This is a genomic window from Pantoea sp. E956-1, from assembly GCF_982223955.1.
The window spans coordinates 729,144-752,924 of sequence record NZ_CEUYZP010000001.1 but is presented as its reverse complement, the minus strand read 5'-3'; the positions used below and the strand labels follow the sequence as shown (position 1 = coordinate 752,924).

Here is a 23,781-nt window from a genome sequence, read left to right as displayed (position 1 = left end):
TCTGGTCCGGTCTTACATTGTGCCTGAGCGGGTGTCAGATTTCAGCGTGATATTAGCAGGGCAGGTCATAAGCGACTTATGCATTGCTGACGCAGGCCAGGCAGATGATTTTGTCCCTGTCCCTACGCAAGAGGATCAATTATTTATATCTGGTTTTTACCATCTCACCACTTTCTTTCATTCGATATATTCCATCATCGGCCCAAAAAGCCATGCCTGTATTTTTACCATTTTTAACAAGCATGAAAGATTTTTTATCAATACAATTTTTTGGAGACTTCATCTCTTTGAAACAAAGCCGGTCGTAACCATCATTTTCTTTGTAACCATCTCCGAAATCCCAAAAAATGACAGTAAAAGATCCCTCTGAATTTGTTTTAGGGATACCATATTTTTCTTTTAACATATCCTTATTTTTCAGCCACCATTTTATCTTACCTTTATCAGTGAATGGAAAGGTTTTAACTAAAACAGAACTGAAGTTATCCTCCTCATGAACTGCGACGATTTCCACTGGGCGTATGTATATCCGGATAACGTAAGCGAGCGATGCACAGCAAACCAGAAGGAGGATAAAAAGCTTCTTTTTATTTCTGAACATCATTACTTTCCCCGGAAATTTCAATTGTAGCTTCAATATTCGTCATGAAAGGCTTGAAACTGAATATATTATATCTCTGGAGCAAAAACCATATACGAAAAAAACGGAACTGGCTAAACCTGAATTTTGAAATATCGTCAACGTCAAGGCCAAAGTGATCCTGAACTTTGTAATTTAAAACGGCACGGTAGCGATTGTTGTTAATCTGCAAGGATTTTATGGTGATATGCATCGCCCATGTATCGTGAACGGTTATCCCCATACCATTAAAGTTATCCTGCAGTCTGTCGAATTTTGGTAATTTACCCTGAAGGATAGCCGCTCTTATGGCAGCTTTTTCAATTGTTGGTATGTATTGCTGTTCCCAGTTAATGCTGTTTTTAAAAATATCTTCCAGCAAAAGACGAGTGCTATTTCTCGTCTTGTCATTAAGAATATGCTCCTTTAACGCCCGGTCCAACGCTGTATCACGGAAGGGTTTACCGTTACCGTTCTGCATATGTGTGATCATTTTTTCGATCAGGTGTCTATACGGCCCATATACCGAGAAAAGGCGGGATAACTGACGGAATTCATCAAACAGCATGGCGGTACACTGCTGACGGGTAATTTTCTCTCCTTCTCCACTGGAGCCGTAAAACATAGATTGGGGCTGATTAAACGGGGAGATTTTAGACAGAGTATAAGGATTGACCCTGGTTGAAACATCCACCAGGCCGTAATGAGATTTTAACTGTGCTTCGGTTAGATCGCCACAGCGCATATCACTGGCGCTGTAGTCGTCCATCCATTTTTGAGTTTTGAATATAGTACAGGGGAGCTGTAGTACGGCCATCGTGATACATTCCTTGTGTTAGCGTCCTTTGAGGTCTCCACAGGGAATAATACGCGGTGAAAGGTCAGAGTGTAAACGTTCTACGCCCCCGCCCGTAATTTTTCACCGCTTACGGGCAGGGGGATTGCGGATGCTCCACGCCCTCAGGCCATCATTAAAATGTCATGTGACACCTTTCAAATTGCCGTGATCTCTTGTGCAACAGGCAAAAAAAAGCCTGAACTTTCGTTCAGGCTCTTCTTAGAAGATGGCGGTGAGAGAGGGGTTCGAACCCTCGATACGTTGCCGTATACACACTTTCCAGGCGTGCTCCTTCAGCCACTCGGACACCTCACCAGATTTACTTCGCTGACCGCGATGGGTCAACGGGGCGGTACTATAGGGAGTCGGTTGAAAACGGTCAAGCACTATTTTTCTCTTTTGATCTATTCGCTTAAGCTCTGAACGAATCGATTTACTGCGGCATAAAACCCGCCGTTTTGTCGGCAACATCCCGCCATATTGATGAGCCCGGCAAGGTAAGTTTTATGGCAGCCAATAAACCGGGGCGGCGTTCTCACCCTCGTTACTGGTCAGACGCTGCCCCGACTGATACCGGAATCAGCTCTTCACTCTGTTAGCGAAACTTTTCCGCAGCTTCTGCAGTTTCGGTGGAATGACCGCCATGCAGTAGCCGTTGCGCTGGCCCGCACCTTCCCAGTAATCCTGATGATAAGCTTCAGCGGGATACCACTCTTTCAGCGGCTCAATGGTGGTCACCACCGGCACATCATGGTCAGCCTGAGCGCGGGCAATGGCGGCGCGTGCCTCCGCTTCCTGATCTGCATTGGCCGGGAAAATGGCGGAACGATACTGGGTGCCAATATCATTACCCTGACGGTTAAGCTGGGTCGGATCATGCGTCACAAAGCTGATATCCAGCAGATCGCCGTAGGTCACTTTCTCCGGGTCAAAGCCAATGCGGATCGCTTCTGCATGACCGGTCGCACCGCTGCAGACCTGCTCATAAGTCGGATTAGGACGGGCACCACCGGTATAACCGCTTTCCACCGACTCTACGCCGATCACATCCTTAAATACCGCTTCGGTACACCAGAAACAGCCGCCAGCGATAACTGCGTATTCGATTGCCATAATAATTTACTCCTGTCAGGTCGAAAGAGGTGAATGGGGGCGCGGAAGACCGCTTTCAACTAGATCAGCATCTCCGGTTTAAAATCGCCGCTCTTATCCAGTATTTTGTCGCTCATCACGCTGAACCGGCCTTCGCCAGTGTAGTGCAGGGTAGTGGGGTATTCCGGCTGCTCGGCAACATGCGCTTTAACAATCTCAAAAATAAACAGGTTATAGCTGGCAACCATCGAATCGTCATAAAGCTGACACTCAAAGCTGGCAAAACATTCGGCAATCATCGGCGCGCCAACCACCTGAGCCGGTTCCGGCGTCAGGCCAAATGCCTCAAACTTATCAATGCTGTCGCCGTGGCTGTTGCCGATTGCCACAACTTCGTCAATCAGCGAGGCAGAAGGAATATTCAGCACGCACTGACCGCTATTGCGGATCAGTTCATGGCTGTGGTTCATACCGGCAATCATGCAGCCGACCAGTGACGGAGAAAACTCCAGCACCGTGTGCCAGCCGAGCGTCATGATGTCATGTTGATCTTTATACTGCGAACTGAGCAGCAGCACCGGTCCGGGTTCAAGGTATTTGCGGGCTTTGCTGACCGGAAAAGCATATTTGTGCATGCGTTGGCTCATGGCGTAACTCCTGTAACGGAACGTAGCCATTAAGTGTAGAGCACCGGGCGGATGCAGCAGGCGTGTCAGCGGGCAGAAATGCGAGGTAGATGGCGGCGTCCGGCAGCGCAGACATTTTTAGCGGCAGTATCGCGAGCTTAAGGTTTCCTTAATATGCAATCGCGATACTGCCTGCTTTAACTGAGGATGATGCTATGAAAACTGCTCCTGTTGCTCTGCCTGTGACTGTTCCGCGTCCGATGAGTGAATATGCTGCACTGCTGATTGCCGCAGCCACGGTCGTTCTGTTCCTGTCAGCCTGGTTTGCTGCTTAAAACTTCACCACGGCACGGCAACCGCTTCGGTCGCGTCGGTTCTCTAAGAAAAACTGAAACCGGTGTAACTGGACGATACGGCTGACGATGCTCAGCCCGAGTCCGATACCGCCGTAGCGACTGTCCATGCGGATAAACGCTTTACTCAGCTCGCCACTTTTACTCTCATCAATTCCCGGACCCTGATCTTCCACCACCAGCATGGGCTGGGGAGTTAATACCAGCTGCACACTGATGGTGCTGTTATCCGGGCTGTAGCGATGGGCGTTCTCCACCAGGTTACGCAACAACATCTTCAGCAGCGTGGCATCACCGCGCACAAACTGCTCCTGCGGCAGATCGAGGAGCAGCATCTGCTGATGCGCCTCCAGCATGATACTCAGCTCTGCCTCCATCGGCAGGATCACATCTTCAATCAGCCCGACGTTCTGATAAGTGCCAGAGGTAAAGGACTGTCCGGCTCGCGCCAGATTCAGCAGTTGCGACACACTGTGCGTCATCTGATCCAGGCGCTGCACCAGCGGCTGAACTTTGACATCGCTGTTACGTTCGATTAACTCCAGATGCAGCCGTAATCCCGCCAGCGGCGTGCGCAGCTCATGCGCCACGTCAGCAGTGAACAATCGTTCACGCTCCAGACTGCTATTCAGACGCGCGACCAGCTGGTTTATCGCCTGCGTAACTGCATCGATCTCCTGGACCTGACTGTGGCAGGCGATGGGATCAAGATTTTCTTCGCTGCGACTCTCCAGTTCACGCTGCAGCTGATAAAGCGGCCGGGTAATCCATTTCACCGCCTGATAGCAAAGCAGCAGCGTCAGGGTGATCATCACCAGACTGGGCAACGCCAGGCTGGCTACCGCTTCATGCACTTCACGCTTCACGTGACTGTCCATGTTGCGCTTCTGCAACTGCGCTTCTACCAGAAACTGAATCTGCTCTTTGCTCTCATGCCATAGCCAGACCACGCTGATCACCTGGAAAACCAGCAGGATCAGACCAATGGTCAGGATAAGGCGAAAGCGCATACTGCGATGATCGAAACGTCTTATCATGTTGCCTCACGAACGCCATCCTGCGTCACCAGCGCATAGCCAAAACCGCGCACGGTGCGGATAGCGCTTTTACCAATCTTGTCGCGCAGATTATGGATATGCACCTCCAGAGTATTCGTAGAGGGCTCGGTCTCCCAGTTATAGATATCCTGGTAGAGAATTTCACGGTGGACCGGATTCCCGGCTTTGAGCATCAGCCGTGACAGAATCGCAAACTCTTTGGGTGTCAGCTCCAGCAGCACGTCGCTGAGCGTGATCTGGCGATGAGTCATATCCAGCGCCAGCGTACCCACTCTGACCTGGCTGTCGCCCTGATTGACGTGGCGGCGGATCAGCGCGCGGATCCGCGCCAGCAACTCATCCAGCGAGAACGGTTTGATCAGATAGTCGTCCGCGCCTGCGTCGAGTCCGGCAATGCGTTCGCTGATGGTGTCGCGCGCGGTCAGGATCAGCACCGGCGTCATCTTCTTCTGCCGCCGCAGTCGTATCAGAAAATGCAGTCCATCTTCGTCCGGCAGGCCAAGATCCAGCACCACCAGACTGTAGAGGCCGCTGGCAAAATGCGCTTCAGCGTCCCGCACCCGGGTGACGCCATCACAGACATAGCCTTCACCTTCCAGCGCCAGCATCAGACCCTGTAGCAGCAAGGCATCATCTTCAACAATCAGTATTTTCATTAGGGTTGGCTCCGACACGACGTCAAAATATCATCCGCAGGCACATATTCGTGGGTCGCCGTGCCGGCTAATCCCAGCATGGTTGAAAACAGATTATCCTGTGAAAAATCGTCTGTCGCCGCCAGTTTATTCAGGCACCCGCGATTAACCGCATAACGTTTCTGATAATCATCGGATAGCCAGATTAGCAACGGCACATGTTTCTGGGTGTCCGGCGCGATAGCATAGGGCAGGCCATGCAGGTAAGCACCATTTTCACCCAGCGATTCGCCGTGGTCAGACAGATAGACCAGGCTGGTGGTGAAGCGGTCCTGATGCGCACGCAGTACGTTAATGGCTTTATCAACGATGTGATCCACATTGACCAGTGTGTTGTCATAGGTGTTGATCAGCTGTTGTTGCGAACAGTCCTGAATCTGGTTGGTGTCGCAGGTTGGTTCAAACTGACGAAACTGTGGCGGATAACGATGGCTGTAAGTCGGACCATGACTGCCAATGGTGTGCAGCACAATCACCGCGTTGCCTTTTAACTGGTCGATGTAATCATCCAGCCCGTGGAACAGCACGTCATCATAACACTCACCATCAATACACATGCCGGGCAGGTTCAGGCTGGTCATGTCCTGATGCGGAACGCGATCGCAGGCACCTTTGCACCCCCCATCATTCTCATTCCACAACACGCTGATCCCGGCGCGCTGAATAATATCCAGCAACCCCTCCTGATGCGCGGCCAGCACATCATCATAGTGGGCGCGCGGCATATTGGAAAACATGCAGGGTACGGAAACTGCCGTCGCCGTGCCGCACGAAGTGGTGTGCGGGAAATAGATCACATCATCTTTCGCCAGCAAGGGATTGGTCAGACGACCGTAACCGCCCAGCGAGAAGTTTTGCGCACGTGAGGTTTCGCCCAGCACCAGAATCGTCAGATTCGGCTTGCCACCATTCCGGCTGGGCTGCAGGTGCGCATCTTCACCAATGCGTATCAGCGGCGCGTTCTGTAACTGCTCATGCTTATACCAGGAGAGCGTCGCCGCGATGCTGTTAGAGGGGCTGAGCGCTTTTACCAGCTCGCGGTTGTTGCGGAACAGCGAGGCGTAATCTTTATAGAAGAGCAGGGCAACCAGCGCAATCAGCGCTGCTGACAGCAATACGCTGAGCAGTCGCGCCAGCACGCCGCGCCACTGCTGCTTTTTGATTCGCGGCCAGAACAGCAGCAACGCCATCAGCACGCCCGAGGTGAGCAGGGTTACGAGCAGCTGTGGCGTAATCAGCGCAAAGGATTCCGAGGCGGTGGTATCCATCATGTTGGTGATCATTGAGCGATCGACCACGATGTTATAGGTGTGAATAAAAAACTGTGCCGAGGCGGAGAGCAGAATAAACAGCGCGGCCAGCAGCCGATCCAGCCAGATAAACGAGGCCAGCGTAATCACGATATTGATCACGCTAAAGGCGACCAGTGGCATCGATAAAAACACCAGCGTGGTGTGCAGGTCGTTCAGCGGCATTACCGCCAGCACCTGACGGTAATAAACAATATTAAGGAAAACCGCGATGTAAATCGCAGCCAGAATCAGCAACGTAAGGCGGCTAATCAGCGGCCTCTTCAGGGTAAGCGCCATGTGAGCAGGAACCAGAGTAATAAAAGTGTCATGAGAGTGCGCTTCCTATATTAGGAATACCTTAAGACGCTTAAGCTTTGGGAAGTGTTGACGGTATCGGGAGCGGTACCTGTGCGACTCCAGTCAACAGCGGATCGCATCCGGCCTGCTCATCTCAAGCACCGCAGAACGAAAGGGCGCTTTTCTGCTGACTTAACCGCAGCGGCTGGCATGAAAACTGCATCTTTCTGGCATAACCCGTGTTAATGACTACACTTATTGTGAAGATGTTCTCAGTTAGCCAGTATTGTCAGCAATGCGTTTGCAAGTTTGAGGAGAGTGGCCTATCCAGTTACCGCGTTTTATCCCTCAATCACCGCTTTATCAGAATTTCCCGCTTGCTGACCTGACCGTGTCAGGACATTCTTGTTTTAACTCAATGTATTATTAAAATTGGATTTTCAGGAGAAGTAACGTGACTCAAGCGGCAGATACCCATGCCAGGTACCCGACATTAAGCAGCGGGCAGTACGCCTTCTTTTTTGATGTCGACGGCACGCTGGCAGCGATACAGGCCCGTCCCGAAGCGGTATTTATTCCTGAGCAGGTCATTGCACAATTGCAACAGCTCTCTGCACTCTCTCAAGGCGCACTTGCGCTGGTTTCCGGCAGACCCATAGAACAACTTGATGCGCTGGCCGCTCCCTGGTGCGGCCCGGCTGCGGGCGTGCATGGAGCTGAGCGCCGCAATGCAGAAGGGAGTCTGCAATGCATCAGCCTGCCGGTTGAGGTGGAACAACCACTCAGAAGGGAATTGCAGGATGCCATGGCATCCTGGCCGGGCACCCAGCTGGAGGTAAAAGGCATGGCCTTTGCACTGCACTACCGCCAGGCGATGCAGCATGAGCAGGATGTGATGCGACTGGCCGAACAGTCAGTGAAGCGTTTCCCAGGTCTGGCGCTTCAGCCGGGAAAATGTGTGGTAGAGATTAAACCAGCAGGAATCGATAAAGGCGCCGCAATTGACGATTTTATGCAGCAGCCCCCTTTTGCCGGACGTACGCCAGTCTTTATTGGCGACGATTTGACGGATGAGAAGGGCTTTCTGGCCGTAAACGCACGTCAGGGCATCTCCATTAAAGTCGGGGAAGGTCCTACCCAGGCCCATTATCGGCTTCATGATGTCGATGCGGTTTACGGCTGGCTGGAAAGAACATTATTACTATCAGAACAAGACAACGTCGGTAAGGAGTTTAGGTTATGAGTCGTTTAGTGGTTGTATCTAACCGTGTCGCCATGCCAGATGGGTCTAAAACCAGCGCTGGCGGCCTGGCCGTCGGGATTCTCGATGCACTGAAAAGCACCGGTGGATTGTGGTTCGGCTGGAACGGGGAAATCAGCGAGTATACAGGCGAAGAGGTAGAAGACGTCACGGTTCAGGAACATGAAGGTATTGAGTATGCCTCGTTCCCGCTGAGCCAGAACGATTACGATCTTTATTATTGCCAGTTCTCAAACACCGTAATCTGGCCCGCCTTCCATTATCGCCTCGATCTGGTGCAGTTCCAGCGAGAAGCCTGGGAAGGGTATTGCGACGTTAATGATGCGGTAGCACAGCGTTTAAAACCGCTGATCAAGCCTGACGATATTGTCTGGATCCACGATTACCACTTTTTACCGTTTGCTGCCGCGTTACGTCGGGCAGGCATTAATAACCGTATCGGTTTCTTCCTGCATATTCCGTTCCCGACGCCTGAAATATTTAATGCGCTGCCGCCGCACAAAGAGTTGCTGGAAATGCTGTGCGAATATGACCTGCTGGGTTTCCAGACCGAATCGGATAGGGTGGCCTTCCTCGACAGCGTCAGCCAGCTTACGCAGCTGCAGAATAAGGGCGACAAAAAACATCGCGCCTTTGGCAACACCTTTATGACTGAGGTTTATCCCATCGGGATTGAGCCAGACAGTATTAAAGAGATGGCCGAAGGGCCGCTGCCGCCGAAAATGGCCGCCATGAAGAAAGAGCTGGGCGATGCACGCAATATTATTGCCTGCGAACGTCTCGACTATTCCAAAGGTCTGCCTGAGCGTTTTCTTGCTTATGAAGCACTGCTTGAAAACTTCCCGCAGCATCGCGGTAAAATCCGCTACTCGCAGATCGCGCCGACTTCGCGTGGCGATGTGCAGGCGTATCAGGATATCCGTCATCAGCTGGAGACGGAAGCAGGGCGCATCAACGGTAAATACGGTACGCTGGGCTGGACCCCGCTCTACTACCTTAACCAGCATTTTGATCGTCGCCTGCTGATGAAAATCTTCCGCCTGACCGATGTCGGTCTGGTGACGCCGTTGCGTGACGGTATGAACCTGGTGGCGAAAGAGTACGTGGCAGCACAGGACCCGGACGATCCGGGGGTACTGGTACTGTCGCGCTTTGCGGGTGCCGCTAACGAGCTTACCTCAGCGCTGATTGTGAATCCGTATGACCGTGATGAAGTGGCCGCTGCGCTGGATAAAGCGATTACCATGCCGCGTACCGAAAGGATTTCACGCTACAACGATATGATGGCGGTATTGCGCAAAAATGATATTACCGCCTGGCGTGAAGGCTTCCTGAAAGACCTGGAGCGCATTGATCCGCGTAGTGTTGACCATAACACCGCCAATAAGGTTGCGACCTTCCCAAAACTCGCCTGATCAGAGTTCCGGTCCAGGGATGAAAGCAGCGACACCCGAACAGGGGTATCGCTGCTTTTTTTTCGGCCCAGCTCACAGAAAACTCGCCTGCTATCTGTTAACGACCATGTCCTGAGATTCCTCGCTGAAAACATCGGTGGCCGCGCGTAGTGGCCCGATAAATGCAGGGAAGCCCGCCAGCCCCGTCAAATCAGCCCCTGCCGCTTTATTTACCTTCTTTACTCAAGTTTCTCTACAGACTGCCGATAGTCATAGTGCCCACGCATAACCTGTCGTTAATTCATTCAACTTTCTTATATAAATCCCTGTTACATCAGGTATCTGCATCTGAACACCTCGCGGTCACTGTTAACACGAGGTTGCAAGAAACCTTTCCTGCTGCCGTATAAATCTTAACGATTTCATTACTCACCCTCTGCGATACTTCCCCTAAGTAATTAATTTAACAGCAAATAACCACACCGGTTGGTAGCATAATATGCTGATAACCTTTATTCGGGTGGTTCTAAATAGTGTGTTAAAACGATTAACACCCGATATTCATTCCGGAACGCTCAAAGCGTCGAATAGCGATGCTTTTACCCCCTATTAAACCTTTCTCAGGACCAATTGGACTTAAAATTGCGCTATTTTGTTCAAAAAACGACCAGTCATTAAATAATGGTAAAGGGTTTCTGAAGAAATTTGCGTTAAAAGTGTGATCTGCGTCACACTTTATCTAAAATTTCACATGGCTGTCGTTGTATGTCGAAATCAGACGATATAGATTTGCGTTGTTTTCGGAATAGTCCTAAAAAATGTAAGAAGACGTCACGGAAGATGTCCAGAACTCGAAAATAGAATGGCATGGATTTTCGACCTTCAGTGGGTCTGAAACCCACACAAAAATGGAAGGCGAAAACGGTGACATTAAAGTTACGTGAAGTTTTTTTTGCCATCTTTTGATTTAATAAACAGCAGCTCGAACCGCAGAGTTTACTCTGCGATACAGTTACGTCGCATCTCTCAGGATGGAAAAATAATGGGCACCTCTGAAGTACTGAAACATATTTACGATCTCAACTTGTCTTATTTACTGCTTGCACAGCGTTTAATTAACCAGGATAAAGCTTCTGCAATGTTTCGCCTCGGAATTGACGAGAAAATGGCGAATGCATTATCTGAATTAACATTGCCTGAAATGGTAAAAATGGCGGAAACCAATCAACTGGTTTGCCAGTTTCGTTTTACCGACAGCGGTACTATTAATCGCCTGACGCAGGAATCACGCGTGGATGATTTACAGCAAATCCATACCGGTATTTTATTATCAAGCCGTTTACTGCGTAACGCGTCTAAAGATGATGTGCCTGCTAAAAAGAGAGCAATGTCATGAGTGAGAAAAGTATTGTTCAGGAAGCACGTGATATTCAACTCGCGATGGAGTTGATCACATTAGGTGCACGCTTACAGATGCTCGAGAGCGAAACTCAGCTGAGCCGCGGTCGTCTGATCAAGCTCTATAAAGAATTACGTGGCAGTCCGCCACCGAAAGGTATGCTGCCGTTCTCCACGGACTGGTTTATGACGTGGGAGCAAAACATTCATGCTTCTATGTTCTGTAACGCCTGGAAGTTTTTACTGAAAACCGGTTTATGCAGCGGCGTCGATGCCGTGATTAAAGCCTACCGCCTGTATCTTGAACAGTGTCCTCAATCGGACGAGGGCCCGCTGTTGGCGCTGACTCGTGCCTGGACCCTGGTCCGATTCGTTGATAGCGGCATGCTTGAACTGACAGATTGCAAAAGCTGCAACGGCAGCTTTATTAACCATGCGCATCAGCCTGTTGGTAGCTTTACCTGCAGCCTGTGCCAGCCACCATCACGTGCCGTAAAAAGACGTAAACTTTCTGCAGAACCTGCCGATATGTTTCCACAACTGCTGGATGAACAGGTTAAACACGCCGTTTAAGTTTGTTCGCACTGTGGAAGCCATCCAGCAGCGGTTAATACCGCTGCTTTTTTTTTGCTTGCGGTTCAGAAATAACAACTGCGGCTTTATGGCTTAACTTCCACCAACACGTTACGGACGTAAGGATTTTTTGTGCTGATAATTATAGGTTACCTGATTGTTTTAGGCTCCGTGTTGGGCGGATATGCGCTGGTAGGTGGCCATCTGGGCGCGCTTTATCAGCCAGCCGAATTATTAATGATCGGCGGTGCGGGTGCCGGTGCTTTTTTAGTCGGCAATAACGGTAAGTCGATTAAAAAAACGCTGAAGGCGCTGCCAAAGTTATTTCGCGGCTCCAAGTACAACAAAGCGGTTTACATGGATTTGATGGCGCTGCTTTATCGCCTGATGGCGAAGTCGCGTCAGCAGGGCATGTTATCGCTGGAACGCGATATTGAAGATCCCAGCCAGAGTGAAATTTTTGCTAATTATCCCCGCATTCTTGCCGATAAACAGTTAGTGGATTTTATTACTGACTATTTGCGCCTGATGGTCAGCGGCAACATGAACGCCTTTGAAATCGAAGCGTTGATGGATGAAGAGATTGAGACCTACGAACACGAGTGTGACGTACCAGCGCAAAGTATTGCTGCAGTGGGCGATGGTCTTCCTGCATTCGGTATCGTCGCCGCGGTAATGGGCGTGGTCCATGCACTGGCTTCGGCCGATCGACCGGCCGCTGAACTCGGTGCGCTGGTCGCACATGCCATGGTGGGCACCTTCCTGGGCATCTTGCTGGCGTACGGGTTTGTCTCTCCACTCTCGTCGGTACTGCGTCAGAAGTGTGCGGAAACCACCAAGATGATGCAGTGCATTAAGGTGACATTGCTGTCGAGCCTGAACGGATACGCGCCGCAGATTGCGGTGGAGTTTGGTCGTAAGACGCTCTATTCCGCCGAGCGTCCGTCGTTCAGCGAACTGGAAGAGCATGTACGTAACGCCAAGAACCCGGCTAAACAGACTTCAGACGAGGCTTCATGAAACACGGCAATCGCCCAATTGTGCTGATCAAAAAGCGCAAACATAAAGGCCATGAAGGCAGCCACGGATCGTGGAAGATTGCCTACGCCGACTTTATGACGGCGATGATGGCCTTTTTTATGGTGATGTGGCTGCTCTCAATCGCCAACCCGCAGGAGCTGGTGCAGATAGCAGACTACTTCAAAACACCGCTGAAGGTAGCGATTACCGGCGGGGCGCGCAGCAGCGACAGCGAGAGCCCGATCCCCGGCGGCGGTGATGATCCAACGAAAAAAATTGGCGAAGTGAACAAAGTCGTCGATATGGATGCCCAGAAACGCAAGCTGGATGAGATTCGCCTTAACCGTTTGCGTGAAAAGCTCGACCAGCTGATCGAAGCGGATCCGCGCCTGAAAGCGCTGCGCCCGCATCTGATCATCAACATGGTGGAAGAGGGGCTGCGTATTCAGATTATCGACAGCCAGAATCGCCCGATGTTTAAGACCGGTCGGGCCGAGGTCGAGCCCTACATGCGCGATATTCTGCGAGCAATAGCGCCAATCCTTAACGACATTCCGAACCGCATGAGCCTGGCCGGACATACCGATGATTTTCAGTATGCCAGCGGTGATAAAGGCTACAGCAACTGGGAATTGTCCACAGACCGTGCTAACGCCTCACGCCGTGAACTGGTGATGGGCGGCTTAGACAGCGGCAAAATTTTACGGGTGTTAGGTATGGCCGACACCATGCGCCTGAAAAATCGTGGCGGTAATGACGCCGTTAACCGCCGCATCAGCCTGCTGGTGTTGAACCACGATACCGAAGCGGCAATAGAAAAAGAGAACGCAGAAAGTGATGCCGTCCAGATCAGCGATCCGGCGGCCATTGAACAGATTACCGCACCTGCAACACCAGGCGGCGCGGTGAATACAGCAGCCCCCTCACAGCCGAGGTGATTCCCGTGAGTATGGACATCAGCGATTTTTACCAGACGTTTTTTGATGAAGCCGATGAGCTATTAGCGGATATGGAACAACACCTGTTGGGCTTAGACCCGCAGGAGCCAGATTCGGAACAGCTTAACGCCATCTTCCGTGCCGCTCACTCCATTAAGGGTGGGGCCGGAACCTTTGGTTTTACGGTATTACAGGAAACGACTCATATCCTGGAAAACATTCTGGATGGTGCTCGTCGCGGCGAGATGCAGCTCAGCACCGACATCATCAACCTGTTTTTGGAAACCAAAGATATTATGCAGGAACAGCTCGATGCTTATAAAACCGCGCAGGAGCCTAACGCGGAAAGCTTCAAATATATCTGTGAAGCGCTGCGCCAGCTGGCGCTAGAGGCCAAAGGTCTGCCGGTTGATGTTCCGGCCAGTGTTGCCACTGCCAGCGCAGAACCGGCCAGCACCAGCGGCCTGCGTGTACAGCTGATCGATCTCAAAGAGAAAGAGGTCGATCTGATGCTGGAAGAGATGAGTAATCTCGGCACCCTGACCAACGTACAGAAGGGCAGCACCACGCTGGATGTCTGCATTGATGGCGTCGGTAAAGATGACATCGTGGCGGTGCTCTGCTTCGTCATCGACGAAGCACAGATCCGCTTCCCGGCAGCTGACGAAATCGTTGTCGCGCCAGTTGCTGTTGCTGCCGAGGCCGCACCAGTAGCGGAAGACGTTCACACCGCCACCGTCACCGAACTGCCGGTGGCCGCAGTGAAGCGTGAAAGTAAGCGCGTCGCGGCACCTGCCAAATCGAGTGAATCCACCAGCATCCGTGTTGCGGTGGAGAAAGTCGATCAGCTGATTAACCTGGTGGGTGAACTGGTCATTACCCAGTCAATGCTCGCTCAGCGTTCCGGCGAACTCGATCCGGTCGCGCACGGCGACCTGCTGAATAGCATGGGTCAGCTGGAGCGTAACGCCCGCGATCTGCAGGAATCGGTGATGTCGATTCGTATGATGCCAATGGAATATGTCTTCAGCCGCTTCCCGCGTCTGGTGCGTGACCTGGCCAGTAAACTCGGTAAAGAGGTCGAACTGACGCTGCTGGGCAGCTCAACCGAACTCGATAAGAGCCTGATTGAACGCATCATCGATCCCTTAACGCACCTGGTGCGTAACAGTCTTGACCACGGTATCGAAACGCCAGAGAAACGTCTGGTGGCCGGTAAAGTGGCAACCGGTAACCTGACGCTTTCAGCTGAACATCAGGGCGGCAACATCTGCATCGAAGTGTCTGATGATGGTGCCGGTCTGAACCGTGAACGTATTCTGGCTAAAGCCCTCTCATCGGGCCTGCCGGTCCACGAGAACATGAGCGACGAAGAGGTCGGCATGCTGATCTTCGCACCAGGCTTCTCCACCGCAGAGCAGGTGACGGATGTTTCAGGACGCGGCGTCGGTATGGACGTGGTGAAACGAAATATTCAGGAGATGGGCGGTCACGTCGAAATCGCTTCGAAGCAGGGCAAAGGCACCACCATTCGTATCCTGCTGCCGCTGACGCTGGCCATCCTTGATGGGATGTCCGTTCGTGTGGCCGATGAAGTCTTTATTCTGCCGCTGAATGCGGTAATGGAATCGCTGCAACCGCGCGCCGAAGAGCTGAAACCGCTGGCCGGTGGCGAGTGCGTGCTGGAAGTGCGTGGCGAATATCTGCCTCTGGTCGAACTGTGGAACGTCTTTGATGTGCAGGATGCCAAAACCGAGGCCACTCAGGGCATCGTGGTGATCCTGCAAAGCGCGGGCAAACGCTACGCGCTACTGGTCGATCAGCTGATTGGCCAGCATCAGGTGGTGGTGAAGAACCTGGAAAGTAACTATCGCAAAGTGCCGGGCATCTCCGCCGCCACCATTCTTGGCGATGGTAGCGTGGCGCTGATTGTTGATGTTTCAGCACTGCAATCACTTAACCGTGAAAAACGTGTGGCTGGCGCTGCCGCCTGATTGATAACGAAAGGGTAAATAACATGAATGGAATGGCAACCGTGACAAAAATCGCTGGCGAAACTGTGGGTCAGGAGTTTCTGGTCTTCACGCTGGGCGACGAAGAGTACGGCATCGATATCCTCAAAGTTCAGGAAATTCGCGGGTACGATCAGGTAACACGTATCGCAAATACCCCTGAATTTATTCGCGGCGTCACTAACCTGCGCGGCGTGATCGTGCCGATTATCGATCTGCGCGTGAAGTTTGCGCAGCCCGATGTTGAGTACAATGAAAACACCGTGGTTATCGTGCTGAATCTGGAAAATCGTGTGGTCGGTATCGTGGTTGACGGCGTCTCTGATGTGCTGTCGCTGACCCAGGATCAGATCCGCCCTTCACCGGAGTTCGCAGTGACCATGTCTACCGAGTACCTGACCGGTCTGGGTGCGCTGGGCGATCGCATGCTGATTCTGGTCGACATTGAGAAGCTGCTGAGCAGCGACGAGATGGCGCTGGTCGATAACCTGCGTAGCGCGTAATTGAATCATCACGGGCCAGTTATCGCTGGCCCGTGATAGTTCATCGGCGTCACAATCCTTTTAAGTTCATATAATAAAGCTGCATTCCACTCTAATTTCCCGCTGCCATCTGCCGATAATCCCTCTGTCACTTTAATTACCTACTTTCTTCAGGGTTACTCATGTTAACGAAAATCCGTGTTGTCACCAGCCTGTTACTGGTGTTGCTGGTGTTTGGGCTGTTACAGGCCTTCTCCGGTTCTGTTTTCTACTCAGCATTAAGCCACGACAAGCAAAGCTTCGCTGTGGCGCAGCTGGCGACCCGGAATATCCAGGCGCTTAACGACGCTTATCTGAGCCTCAACCAGAGCCGTGTACTGCTGACCCGCATTCAACTGCGTCTTGCTACCAGCAAACTGGAGGGCAAAACGGCGGATGTCGCTGGGCTGTTTGATGAAAGCAAAGAGTTTCAGCAGGCGGCTGCGCAGTTTTATCAGACGTTCAGACAGATCCCTGACACACCTGGCCTGAATAAGCCGTTAAACGATCGGCTTGAACAGTTTTATGATGCCTATGCGCTGGCGCTAAACGATCTTCATTCCGCATTGCGGGCAAACGACGCCACTGCTGCCGGCAAGGCGCCGGTCGCCCCCAGCCAGAGTGCGTTTCTTAGCGTCTATGAGGAGTGGCGAGCCGATCAGAACCGGCTGACCAATCTTGGCGTTCAGGAAAACAGTTCTGCTTACAGCCGTATGATGTGGGTGCTGGGCGCTATTATGGCGGCAGTGGTTGCCGTGATCGTACTCTGCTGGTTTGGCCTGCGCAAAATCGTGATGACGCCCCTGAACAGCAGCATTAATCACATTCAGCATATCGCCCAGGGCGATTTAACCCAGCCAATCGTGGTGGAAGGGCGCAACGAGATGACTCAGCTGGCGGCCAGTCTGCATGACATGCAGCAGTCGCTGGTGCGCACGGTGACCCATGTGCGTGACGGATCGGATGCGATTTTCACCGGTGCCAGCGAGATCTCTGCCGGAAACAATGATCTTTCTGCCCGCACAGAACAGCAGGCGGCATCACTGGAGCAGACGGCGGCCAGCATGGAGCAGCTCACTGCCACGGTGAAACAGAACGCCGAAAATGCACGCCAGGCGTCACAGCTGGCACTCAGCGCCTCAGAAACCGCAGAAAAAGGTGGCAGCGTGGTGGCGGGTGTCGTGAAAACCATGAGCGAAATCGCCGGCAGCTCGAAGAAGATTGCCGATATCACCAGCGTGATTGATGGCATTGCTTTCCAGACCAATATTCTGGCGCTTAACGCCGCCGTTGAAGCGGCACGCGCCGGCGAGCAGGGACGCGGTTTTGCCGTGGTCGCGGGCGAGGTGCGTAATCTGGCACAGCGCAGCGCCCAGGCGGCAAAAGAGATCAAAGGACTGATCGATGACTCAGTAAGCCGGGTCAATGTCGGTTCGCAACTGGTCGGTACCGCCGGGGAAACCATGAGCGATATCGTCAGTGCGGTCACGCGCGTCACCGACATCATGGGCGAAATTGCCTCGGCGTCAGACGAGCAGAGTCGCGGTATCGATCAGGTCGGGCAGGCGGTCACCGAGATGGATCGTGTTACCCAGCAGAACGCCTCGCTGGTGGAAGAGTCCGCTGCGGCAGCCGCCTCGCTGGAAGATCAGGCCAGCCGGTTAAGTCAGTCAGTGTCGGTCTTCAAAATTCAACGCGGCGCGTTGCAGCAGACGCTGACAAAGCATCTGCCAATTGCTGCGCCTGCCACAACGGCTATGGCACCACGCAAAGCCCTGACAGCGCCGGTCAGTGATACTCACTGGGAAACCTTCTGATGTCACGCTGCGCATCCTGCGGGATGCGCAGCAACCCCCCTGCGATTCCTCTGCGTAAAGCCAAACTCAGCAGCTCATGCTGGTGAAAATAATTACAAAAGCCACTTCTCTCCTGAAAGCGCTGAAAAGCGTTAATTAATCCTGCCACATCGCCGATATAGCCGCTGCACCTAAATTAACCTGCAGGGGAACATGATGTTAAAAAAAATAAAAGTGGTGACCAGTTTAATCGCAGTCCTGGTTATCTTTGGCGCGCTCCAGTTAGTCGCTGGCAGCCTTTTCTGGTCAGCCCTAAATAAAGACAAAGAGTCCTTTGCGCTATCGCAGGTCTCTAATCGCAATGTCACTGAGATGACTGACGCCTATATTTCACTGAACAACAGCCGTACCACGCTGAACCGCGGCATGCTGCGCTTACAGACCAGCATGGCCTCGCAGATGAACGGCGGTCAGCTTGATGAGCTGATCAACAAAGCCAATAAGCAGTTAGTGGAAGCCGAGCGCCACTTTAAAATCTATAAACATCTGCCAACCACGGCAGGTCTTGACGAAACGATGGGCGACACGCTTGAAGCCGATTACGCTAACTACGAAAACGGCCTGAAAGCGATGGTAAAAAGTCTGCAGGCGCGTGACCTGGAAGGGATGTTCAAACAGAACATTGAGCAGAAACAGGTCGCGATGCAGGTGAGTTACAACAAATGGCGTGCGCGTCAGACCGAGCTTTCCGATCAGGGAATGGCGCAGAACCAGAAAGCCTTTAAACAGATGATGTGGCTGCTGGCCGCGATTGGTGTTGCGGTGCTTGCAGTGATTATTACCTGCTGGTTTGGCCTGCGGCAGGTGTTAATTCAGCCGCTGCAACAGCTGCTGGCACAGATTCGCGCTATCGCCTCCGGCGATTTGACCCAGCCGATTGTGGTTGAGGGGCGTAATGAGATGAGCCAGCTGGCAGCAGGCATCCATGAGATGCAGCAGTCGCTGGTGATGACGGTAGGGAATGTGCGTGACGGCTCTGATGCCATCTTTACCGGTGCCAGCGAAATCGCCGCCGGTAACAACGACCTGTCGGCCCGAACCGAAGAGCAGGCCGCTTCGCTGGAGCAGACCGCCGCCAGCATGGAGCAGCTCACCGCCACGGTGAAGCAGAATGCTGACAACGCCCGTCAGGCATCCCAGCTGGCGCTGACCGCCTCCGAAACCGCGCAGCAGGGCGGTAAAGTGGTGAATGGCGTGGTCACCACCATGAAAGAGATTGCCGGCAGCTCGAAGAAGATCGCAGACATCATCAGCGTGATCGACGGCATCGCCTTCCAGACCAACATCCTGGCGCTGAATGCGGCGGTTGAAGCGGCACGAGCCGGTGAACAGGGTCGCGGTTTTGCGGTAGTGGCCGGTGAAGTGCGCAGTCTGGCCCAGCGCAGCGCCCAGGCCGCGAAAGAGATTAAAGGCCTTATTGAAGACTCGGTGTCACGCGTCAAAAGCGGTTCACTGCAGGTTGAAAGCGCCGGCAGCACCATGAATGAGATCGTGGGAGCGGTGACCCGCGTGACTGACATCATGGGTGAAATCGCCTCGGCGTCCGATGAGCAGAGCCGCGGTATTGAACAGGTTGGTCTGGCCGTCACGGAGATGGATCGCGTGACCCAGCAGAACGCCTCGCTGGTTGAGGAGTCAGCCGCCGCGGCGGCCGCGCTGGAGCAGCAGGCCCGCGTCCTGACCCAGGCCGTCTCCGTTTTCAAAATTTCCCGCGCCTGATTTCCCGCCTTTCACCATGGCAGCGGCGTAAAGCCGCTGCCATGCATAAAGTTCCCCCCGACCCCGCCGATAAATAAACACGAATCGCCAACCAATGAGGTGTTTATGTTTAGTCGTGTACGAGTCGTTTCCGGCCTGCTATGTGTGCTGGCGCTGTTTGCGCTGCTGCAGCTGTTTTCCGGCGGAATGTTTTTCAAAACTGTCAGTTCAGATAAAGAGAATTTTGCCTACAACCAGCGCCTGAATACTTTGCAACAGGCGATGGGCACCTCATGGGTTTCGCTGGTTAAGGCGCGCAACACCCTTAACCGCGCCGGTATCCGTTTTCTGCAGGATGCACAGATGTCGGGATCGGGTGCCAGCGTGAAAGAGCTGGTCGCACTGGCGGGCGAGGAGCTGAAGCAGGCTGAAGTCAGCTATCAGATATTCAACGATAACCTGTCAGAGCAGGGTAAAACGGCCGAAAACGTCCTGGCATTACAGGCCAACTACAAGGCCTATCACGATGCGCTGGCGGAACTGATGGTCTTCTTTACCGCCGGCAACTTCAAAGGTTTCGTGGATCAGCCGACCCAGAGCTACCAGGACAAGTTCCAGAAAGATTACAGCGAGTGGCTTGAGCACAATAAAGCGCTGTCTCAGCAGGGTGTGGAAGCCAACCAGAAGGCTTATGACCGCTCCATCACGATTGTTATCGCCACGCTGGCAGTGACCTTGCTGATGATTATCCTGGTGTGGAATGTGATGCGCTCGGTGCTGATCCGTCCGCTGCGTCAGAGCATTGAGCATATCCAGCACATCGCACGGGGCGATCTGACCCAGCCAGTTGAGATTAGCGTGCGTAACGAAATCGGCGAGTTACTGACGTCGCTGCAGCACATGCAGCAGGAGCTGGTCCGTACCGTGCGTACCGTACGAGACGGCTCTGATGCCATCTATACCGGTGCCAGCGAAATCTCCATCGGCAATAACGATCTCTCTTCGCGTACCGAACAGCAGGCCGCTTCGCTGGAGCAGACCGCTGCCAGCATGGAGCAGCTCACCGCGACCGTGAAGCAGAATGCCGAAAACGCCCGTCAGGCGTCCAAGCTGGCGCTGACTGCCTCAGAAACCGCGCAGCAGGGCGGCAAAGTGGTGGATGGCGTGGTCACCACCATGAAAGAAATTGCGGGCAGTTCCAAGAAGATTGCCGATATCACCAGTGTGATTGATGGCATCGCCTTCCAGACCAACATTCTGGCGCTGAATGCGGCCGTTGAAGCGGCGCGTGCCGGTGAACAGGGTCGCGGCTTTGCGGTCGTTGCCGGTGAAGTGCGCAGCCTGGCGCAGCGCAGCGCCCAGGCCGCCAAAGAGATTAAAGGTCTGATTGAAGATTCGGTTAGCCGCGTTAATACCGGCTCGGTGCTGGTAGAGCGCGCCGGTGACACCATGAGCAACATCGTCAGCGCGGTCACCCGCGTCACCGACATCATGGGTGAGATCGCCTCAGCGTCGGACGAGCAGAGCCGTGGCATTGACCAGGTGGGCCTTGCGGTGACCGAGATGGATCGCGTCACCCAGCAGAACGCCTCACTGGTCGAAGAGTCAGCGGCAGCGGCTGCAGCGCTCGAAGATCAGGCAAGTCACTTAAAACAAGCGGTATCAGTGTTCAATATTGGTAAAGAATTTGTCGCTCAGGCCGTTAACAAGACAACGGCGATGAAAACTCTCCACTCAGATGCACCGTTAGCCGTTGGTCGTTCGCCTGCTACCCGCAGCGACGACAACTGGGAAACCTTTTAATCGCCCGTGGCCCGGCCGCTATTGAGCCGCCGGGCATCGCAGCAGACAGTTAATGTATTTAGTTCGGGCCAGGTGCAGAGATGAAAAAATCGACAATTTTAGATCAAAATGAGACGACAACGCTGCTGTCGCAGATGGTGCAGCGTTTACCGCTCTCCGATACGCATTTTCGTCGTATCAGCCAGCTGATCTATCAGCGTGCCGGTATCGTACTGGCCGATCACAAGCGTGAGATGGTTTACAACCGTCTGGTTCGTCGCCTGCGTACGCTGAACATCGATGATTTCGGTCGCTACCTGGCGCTGCTGGAATCCGATCCGAACAGTGCCGAGTGGCAGGCGTTTATCAATGCCCTGACCACTAACCTGACCGCGTTCTTCCGCGAAGCGCATCACTTCCCGATTCTGGCGGAGCATGCACGTAAGCGACAGGGCAACTTCAGCGTCTGGAGTACCGCAGCGTCAACCGGCGAAGAGCCTTATTCCATCGCCATGACGCTGGCGGAAGCACTGGGTACCGGACCGGGCAAGTTCCAGGTTCATGCCAGCGATATCGACACCCAGGTGCTGGAAAAAGCGGTGGCGGGTGTTTATCGCCAGGAGGAGCTGCGCACGCTGTCACCCGCGCAAATGCAGCGCTACTTCCTGCGCGGCACCGGTCCTCATGCCGGTATGGTGCGGGCGCGTCCCGAGCTGACCAATATGGTCACTTACGCGCAGCTTAACCTGCTGGCCAATGACTGGGCACTGCCGGGTCAGTTCGACGCTATTTTCTGTCGCAACGTGATGATCTATTTCGATAAAGAGACGCAGGAGAAGATTCTGCGTCGGTTTGTCCCGCTTCTGAAGCCGGGCGGCATTCTGTTCGCCGGTCACTCAGAAAACTTCAGTCAGATCAGTAAAGAGTTCTGGCTGCGCGGGCAAACCGTCTATGGACTGACGAAGGAAAGATGATGAGCAAAATCACCGTGATGTGCGTAGATGACTCTGCGCTGATGCGGCAGTTGATGACAGAAATCATCAACAGCCATCCGGATATGGAGATGGTCGCTACGGCGCCCGATCCGCTGGTCGCCCGCGATTTGATTAAGCAGTTCAATCCGCAGGTGCTGACGCTGGATGTGGAAATGCCGCGCATGGATGGCCTCGATTTCCTGGAAAAACTGATGCGGTTACGGCCAATGCCGGTGGTGATGGTTTCATCGCTGACCGGGAAAGGCTCTGAAATTACCCTGCGCGCGCTGGAGCTGGGAGCGGTGGATTTTGTCACCAAACCCCAGCTCGGTATCCGCGAAGGGATGCTGTCCTACAGCCAGATGATTGGCGACAAAATTCGTGCAGCCTCCCGTGCCCGACTGCACAACCGTGCAGCGATGCCGGTGCCGGCGACGCTGAAAGCGGGTCCGCTGCTGAGTAGTGAGAAGCTGATTGCGATTGGCTCCTCAACCGGCGGCACCGAGGCCATTCGCCATGTGCTGCAGCCGTTACCGGCCACCAGCCCGGCACTGCTGATTACCCAGCATATGCCGCCAGGCTTTACCCGCTCTTTTGCCGAACGTCTGAACAAGCTATGTCAGATCACGGTGAAAGAAGCTGAAGATGGTGAGCGTATTCTGCCGGGCCATGCCTACATCGCGCCAGGCGCAATGCACATGGAGCTGGCCCGAAGTGGCGCCAACTATGTGGTGAAACTGAATGAAGGGCCACCGGTTAACCGGCACAAACCCTCTGTGGATGTGCTGTTTAAATCGGTGGCAACTTATGCCGGACGAAATGCGGTGGGGGTCATCCTCACCGGCATGGGCAACGACGGTGCCGCCGGGATGCTGGAAATGCATCGGGCAGGCGCCTGGACTATCGCCCAGAACGAAGCCAGTTGTGTGGTATTTGGCATGCCGCGTGAGGCCATTGCCACAGGCGGTGTGAGCGAAGTCGTGGATTTAAGCAACATCAGCCAGCACATGCTGGCGAAAATTAGCGCCGGACAGGCATTGCGTATTTAACAGGCCCGTCCCGCCGGGCGAGACAACTCAGGAGTAGATATGGCTGATAAAAACATGCGCTTTTTGGTAGTAGACGACTTCAATACGATGCGTCGTATTGTGCGTAACCTGCTGAAAGAGCTGGGCTTCAATAACGTAGAAGAAGCGGAAGATGGTGTGGATGCCCTCGGCAAACTGAAAGCGGGTGGTTTCGACTTCGTGATTTCCGACTGGAACATGCCAAACATGGATGGCCTGCAGCTGCTGCAGACCATTCGTGCCGACGCGGCAATGAGTTCCCTGCCGGTGTTGATGGTGACCGCGGAAGCGAAGAAAGAGAACATTATCGCCGCCGCCCAGGCCGGTGCCAGCGGATACGTCGTGAAGCCATTCACTGCGGCAACCCTGGAAGAAAAGCTGGGTAAAATTTTCGAAAAACTGGGCATGTAAGGGGAT

At 53.3% G+C, this 23,781-nt stretch carries 21 protein-coding genes and 1 tRNA gene; 14 read left to right on the top strand and 8 right to left on the bottom strand.

Features of this window, described 5'->3' with window-relative positions; translation table 11 throughout:
- Positions 1-139 precede the first annotated feature (139 nt).
- The 8 genes from AC0T7J_RS03780 to eptA form a co-directional block, all read right to left on the bottom strand.
- Positions 140-604 carry a DUF943 family protein gene (locus AC0T7J_RS03780; RefSeq protein ID WP_473792258.1) on the bottom strand — a complete coding sequence of 155 codons (465 nt, stop codon included), beginning with the start codon at positions 602-604 and terminating at the stop codon, positions 140-142.
- Complete coding sequence (locus AC0T7J_RS03775) at positions 588-1,436, bottom strand: YPO3983 family protein (protein WP_473792256.1); 849 nt, start codon at positions 1,434-1,436, stop codon at positions 588-590. Before AC0T7J_RS03775 ends, AC0T7J_RS03780 begins: the two co-directional genes overlap by 17 nt.
- A 248-nt stretch (positions 1,437-1,684) precedes the next feature.
- Positions 1,685-1,772: transfer RNA gene (locus AC0T7J_RS03770), tRNA-Ser, on the bottom strand.
- A 264-nt stretch (positions 1,773-2,036) separates the two neighbouring features.
- Entirely contained in the window at positions 2,037-2,570 is a 534-nt protein-coding gene (gene msrA / locus AC0T7J_RS03765; protein ID WP_473792254.1) for a peptide-methionine (S)-S-oxide reductase MsrA, read from the bottom strand.
- A 59-nt stretch (positions 2,571-2,629) separates the two neighbouring features.
- A complete protein-coding gene (locus AC0T7J_RS03760) occupies positions 2,630-3,196 on the bottom strand; it encodes a flavin reductase family protein (protein WP_346440763.1) in 567 nt (188 codons plus the stop codon).
- 310 nt (positions 3,197-3,506) lie between these two features.
- Positions 3,507-4,565 carry a two-component system sensor histidine kinase PmrB gene (gene pmrB / locus AC0T7J_RS03755; protein ID WP_473792252.1) on the bottom strand — a complete coding sequence of 353 codons (1,059 nt, stop codon included), beginning with the start codon at positions 4,563-4,565 and terminating at the stop codon, positions 3,507-3,509.
- A complete protein-coding gene (gene pmrA, locus AC0T7J_RS03750) occupies positions 4,562-5,242 on the bottom strand; it encodes a two-component system response regulator PmrA (protein WP_473792250.1) in 681 nt (226 codons plus the stop codon). Before pmrA ends, pmrB begins: the two co-directional genes overlap by 4 nt.
- The gene (eptA, locus tag AC0T7J_RS03745; protein WP_473792248.1) at positions 5,242-6,870 is read right to left on the bottom strand and encodes a phosphoethanolamine transferase EptA; all 1,629 of its coding nucleotides are present in this window, start codon (positions 6,868-6,870) and stop codon (positions 5,242-5,244) included. The genes pmrA and eptA overlap by 1 nt, the downstream gene beginning before the upstream one ends.
- Positions 6,871-7,324: 454 nt before the next feature.
- Here eptA and otsB point away from each other — a divergent pair, with 454 nt between their 5' ends.
- From otsB to cheY, 14 genes are all read left to right on the top strand, one after another.
- Positions 7,325-8,113 (top strand): trehalose-phosphatase, encoded by a 789-nt coding sequence (otsB, locus tag AC0T7J_RS03740; RefSeq protein ID WP_473792246.1) that lies wholly within the window; start codon positions 7,325-7,327, stop codon positions 8,111-8,113.
- On the top strand, positions 8,110-9,546 hold the full coding sequence (gene otsA, locus AC0T7J_RS03735; RefSeq protein WP_473792244.1) for an alpha,alpha-trehalose-phosphate synthase: 1,437 nt from the start codon (positions 8,110-8,112) through the stop codon (positions 9,544-9,546). Before otsB ends, otsA begins: the two co-directional genes overlap by 4 nt.
- Positions 9,547-10,567: 1,021 nt before the next feature.
- A complete protein-coding gene (flhD, locus tag AC0T7J_RS03730) occupies positions 10,568-10,921 on the top strand; it encodes a flagellar transcriptional regulator FlhD (RefSeq protein WP_473792242.1) in 354 nt (117 codons plus the stop codon).
- Positions 10,918-11,496, top strand: a complete 579-nt coding sequence (gene flhC, locus AC0T7J_RS03725; RefSeq protein WP_473792240.1) for a flagellar transcriptional regulator FlhC — start codon at positions 10,918-10,920, stop codon at positions 11,494-11,496. Before flhD ends, flhC begins: the two co-directional genes overlap by 4 nt.
- Before the next feature lie 132 nt (positions 11,497-11,628).
- The gene (motA, locus tag AC0T7J_RS03720) at positions 11,629-12,516 is read left to right on the top strand and encodes a flagellar motor stator protein MotA (RefSeq protein ID WP_003849139.1); all 888 of its coding nucleotides are present in this window, start codon (positions 11,629-11,631) and stop codon (positions 12,514-12,516) included.
- On the top strand, positions 12,513-13,454 hold the full coding sequence (gene motB, locus AC0T7J_RS03715; protein WP_031591453.1) for a flagellar motor protein MotB: 942 nt from the start codon (positions 12,513-12,515) through the stop codon (positions 13,452-13,454). The genes motA and motB overlap by 4 nt, the downstream gene beginning before the upstream one ends.
- Before the next feature lie 11 nt (positions 13,455-13,465).
- Complete coding sequence (gene cheA / locus AC0T7J_RS03710) at positions 13,466-15,448, top strand: chemotaxis protein CheA (protein ID WP_473793175.1); 1,983 nt, start codon at positions 13,466-13,468, stop codon at positions 15,446-15,448.
- Positions 15,449-15,471: 23 nt separating this feature from the next.
- Positions 15,472-15,969, top strand: a complete 498-nt coding sequence (gene cheW, locus AC0T7J_RS03705; protein WP_010258541.1) for a chemotaxis protein CheW — start codon at positions 15,472-15,474, stop codon at positions 15,967-15,969.
- Positions 15,970-16,130: 161 nt separating this feature from the next.
- On the top strand, positions 16,131-17,804 hold the full coding sequence (locus AC0T7J_RS03700) for a methyl-accepting chemotaxis protein (protein ID WP_473792238.1): 1,674 nt from the start codon (positions 16,131-16,133) through the stop codon (positions 17,802-17,804).
- Between the two features lie 195 nt (positions 17,805-17,999).
- Positions 18,000-19,562: a methyl-accepting chemotaxis protein gene (locus tag AC0T7J_RS03695; RefSeq protein ID WP_473793174.1), complete on the top strand. Its 1,563-nt coding sequence runs from the start codon at positions 18,000-18,002 to the stop codon at positions 19,560-19,562.
- A gap of 105 nt (positions 19,563-19,667) precedes the next feature.
- A complete protein-coding gene (locus AC0T7J_RS03690) occupies positions 19,668-21,344 on the top strand; it encodes a methyl-accepting chemotaxis protein (protein ID WP_473792236.1) in 1,677 nt (558 codons plus the stop codon).
- Positions 21,345-21,424: 80 nt separating this feature from the next.
- Positions 21,425-22,297, top strand: a complete 873-nt coding sequence (gene cheR / locus AC0T7J_RS03685; protein WP_010258551.1) for a protein-glutamate O-methyltransferase CheR — start codon at positions 21,425-21,427, stop codon at positions 22,295-22,297.
- Positions 22,297-23,346, top strand: coding sequence for a protein-glutamate methylesterase/protein-glutamine glutaminase (locus AC0T7J_RS03680; RefSeq protein WP_010258555.1), 1,050 nt, complete (start codon positions 22,297-22,299; stop codon positions 23,344-23,346). Before cheR ends, AC0T7J_RS03680 begins: the two co-directional genes overlap by 1 nt.
- Before the next feature lie 39 nt (positions 23,347-23,385).
- Positions 23,386-23,775: a chemotaxis response regulator CheY gene (gene cheY, locus AC0T7J_RS03675; RefSeq protein ID WP_010258559.1), complete on the top strand. Its 390-nt coding sequence runs from the start codon at positions 23,386-23,388 to the stop codon at positions 23,773-23,775.
- Positions 23,776-23,781 lie beyond the last annotated feature (6 nt).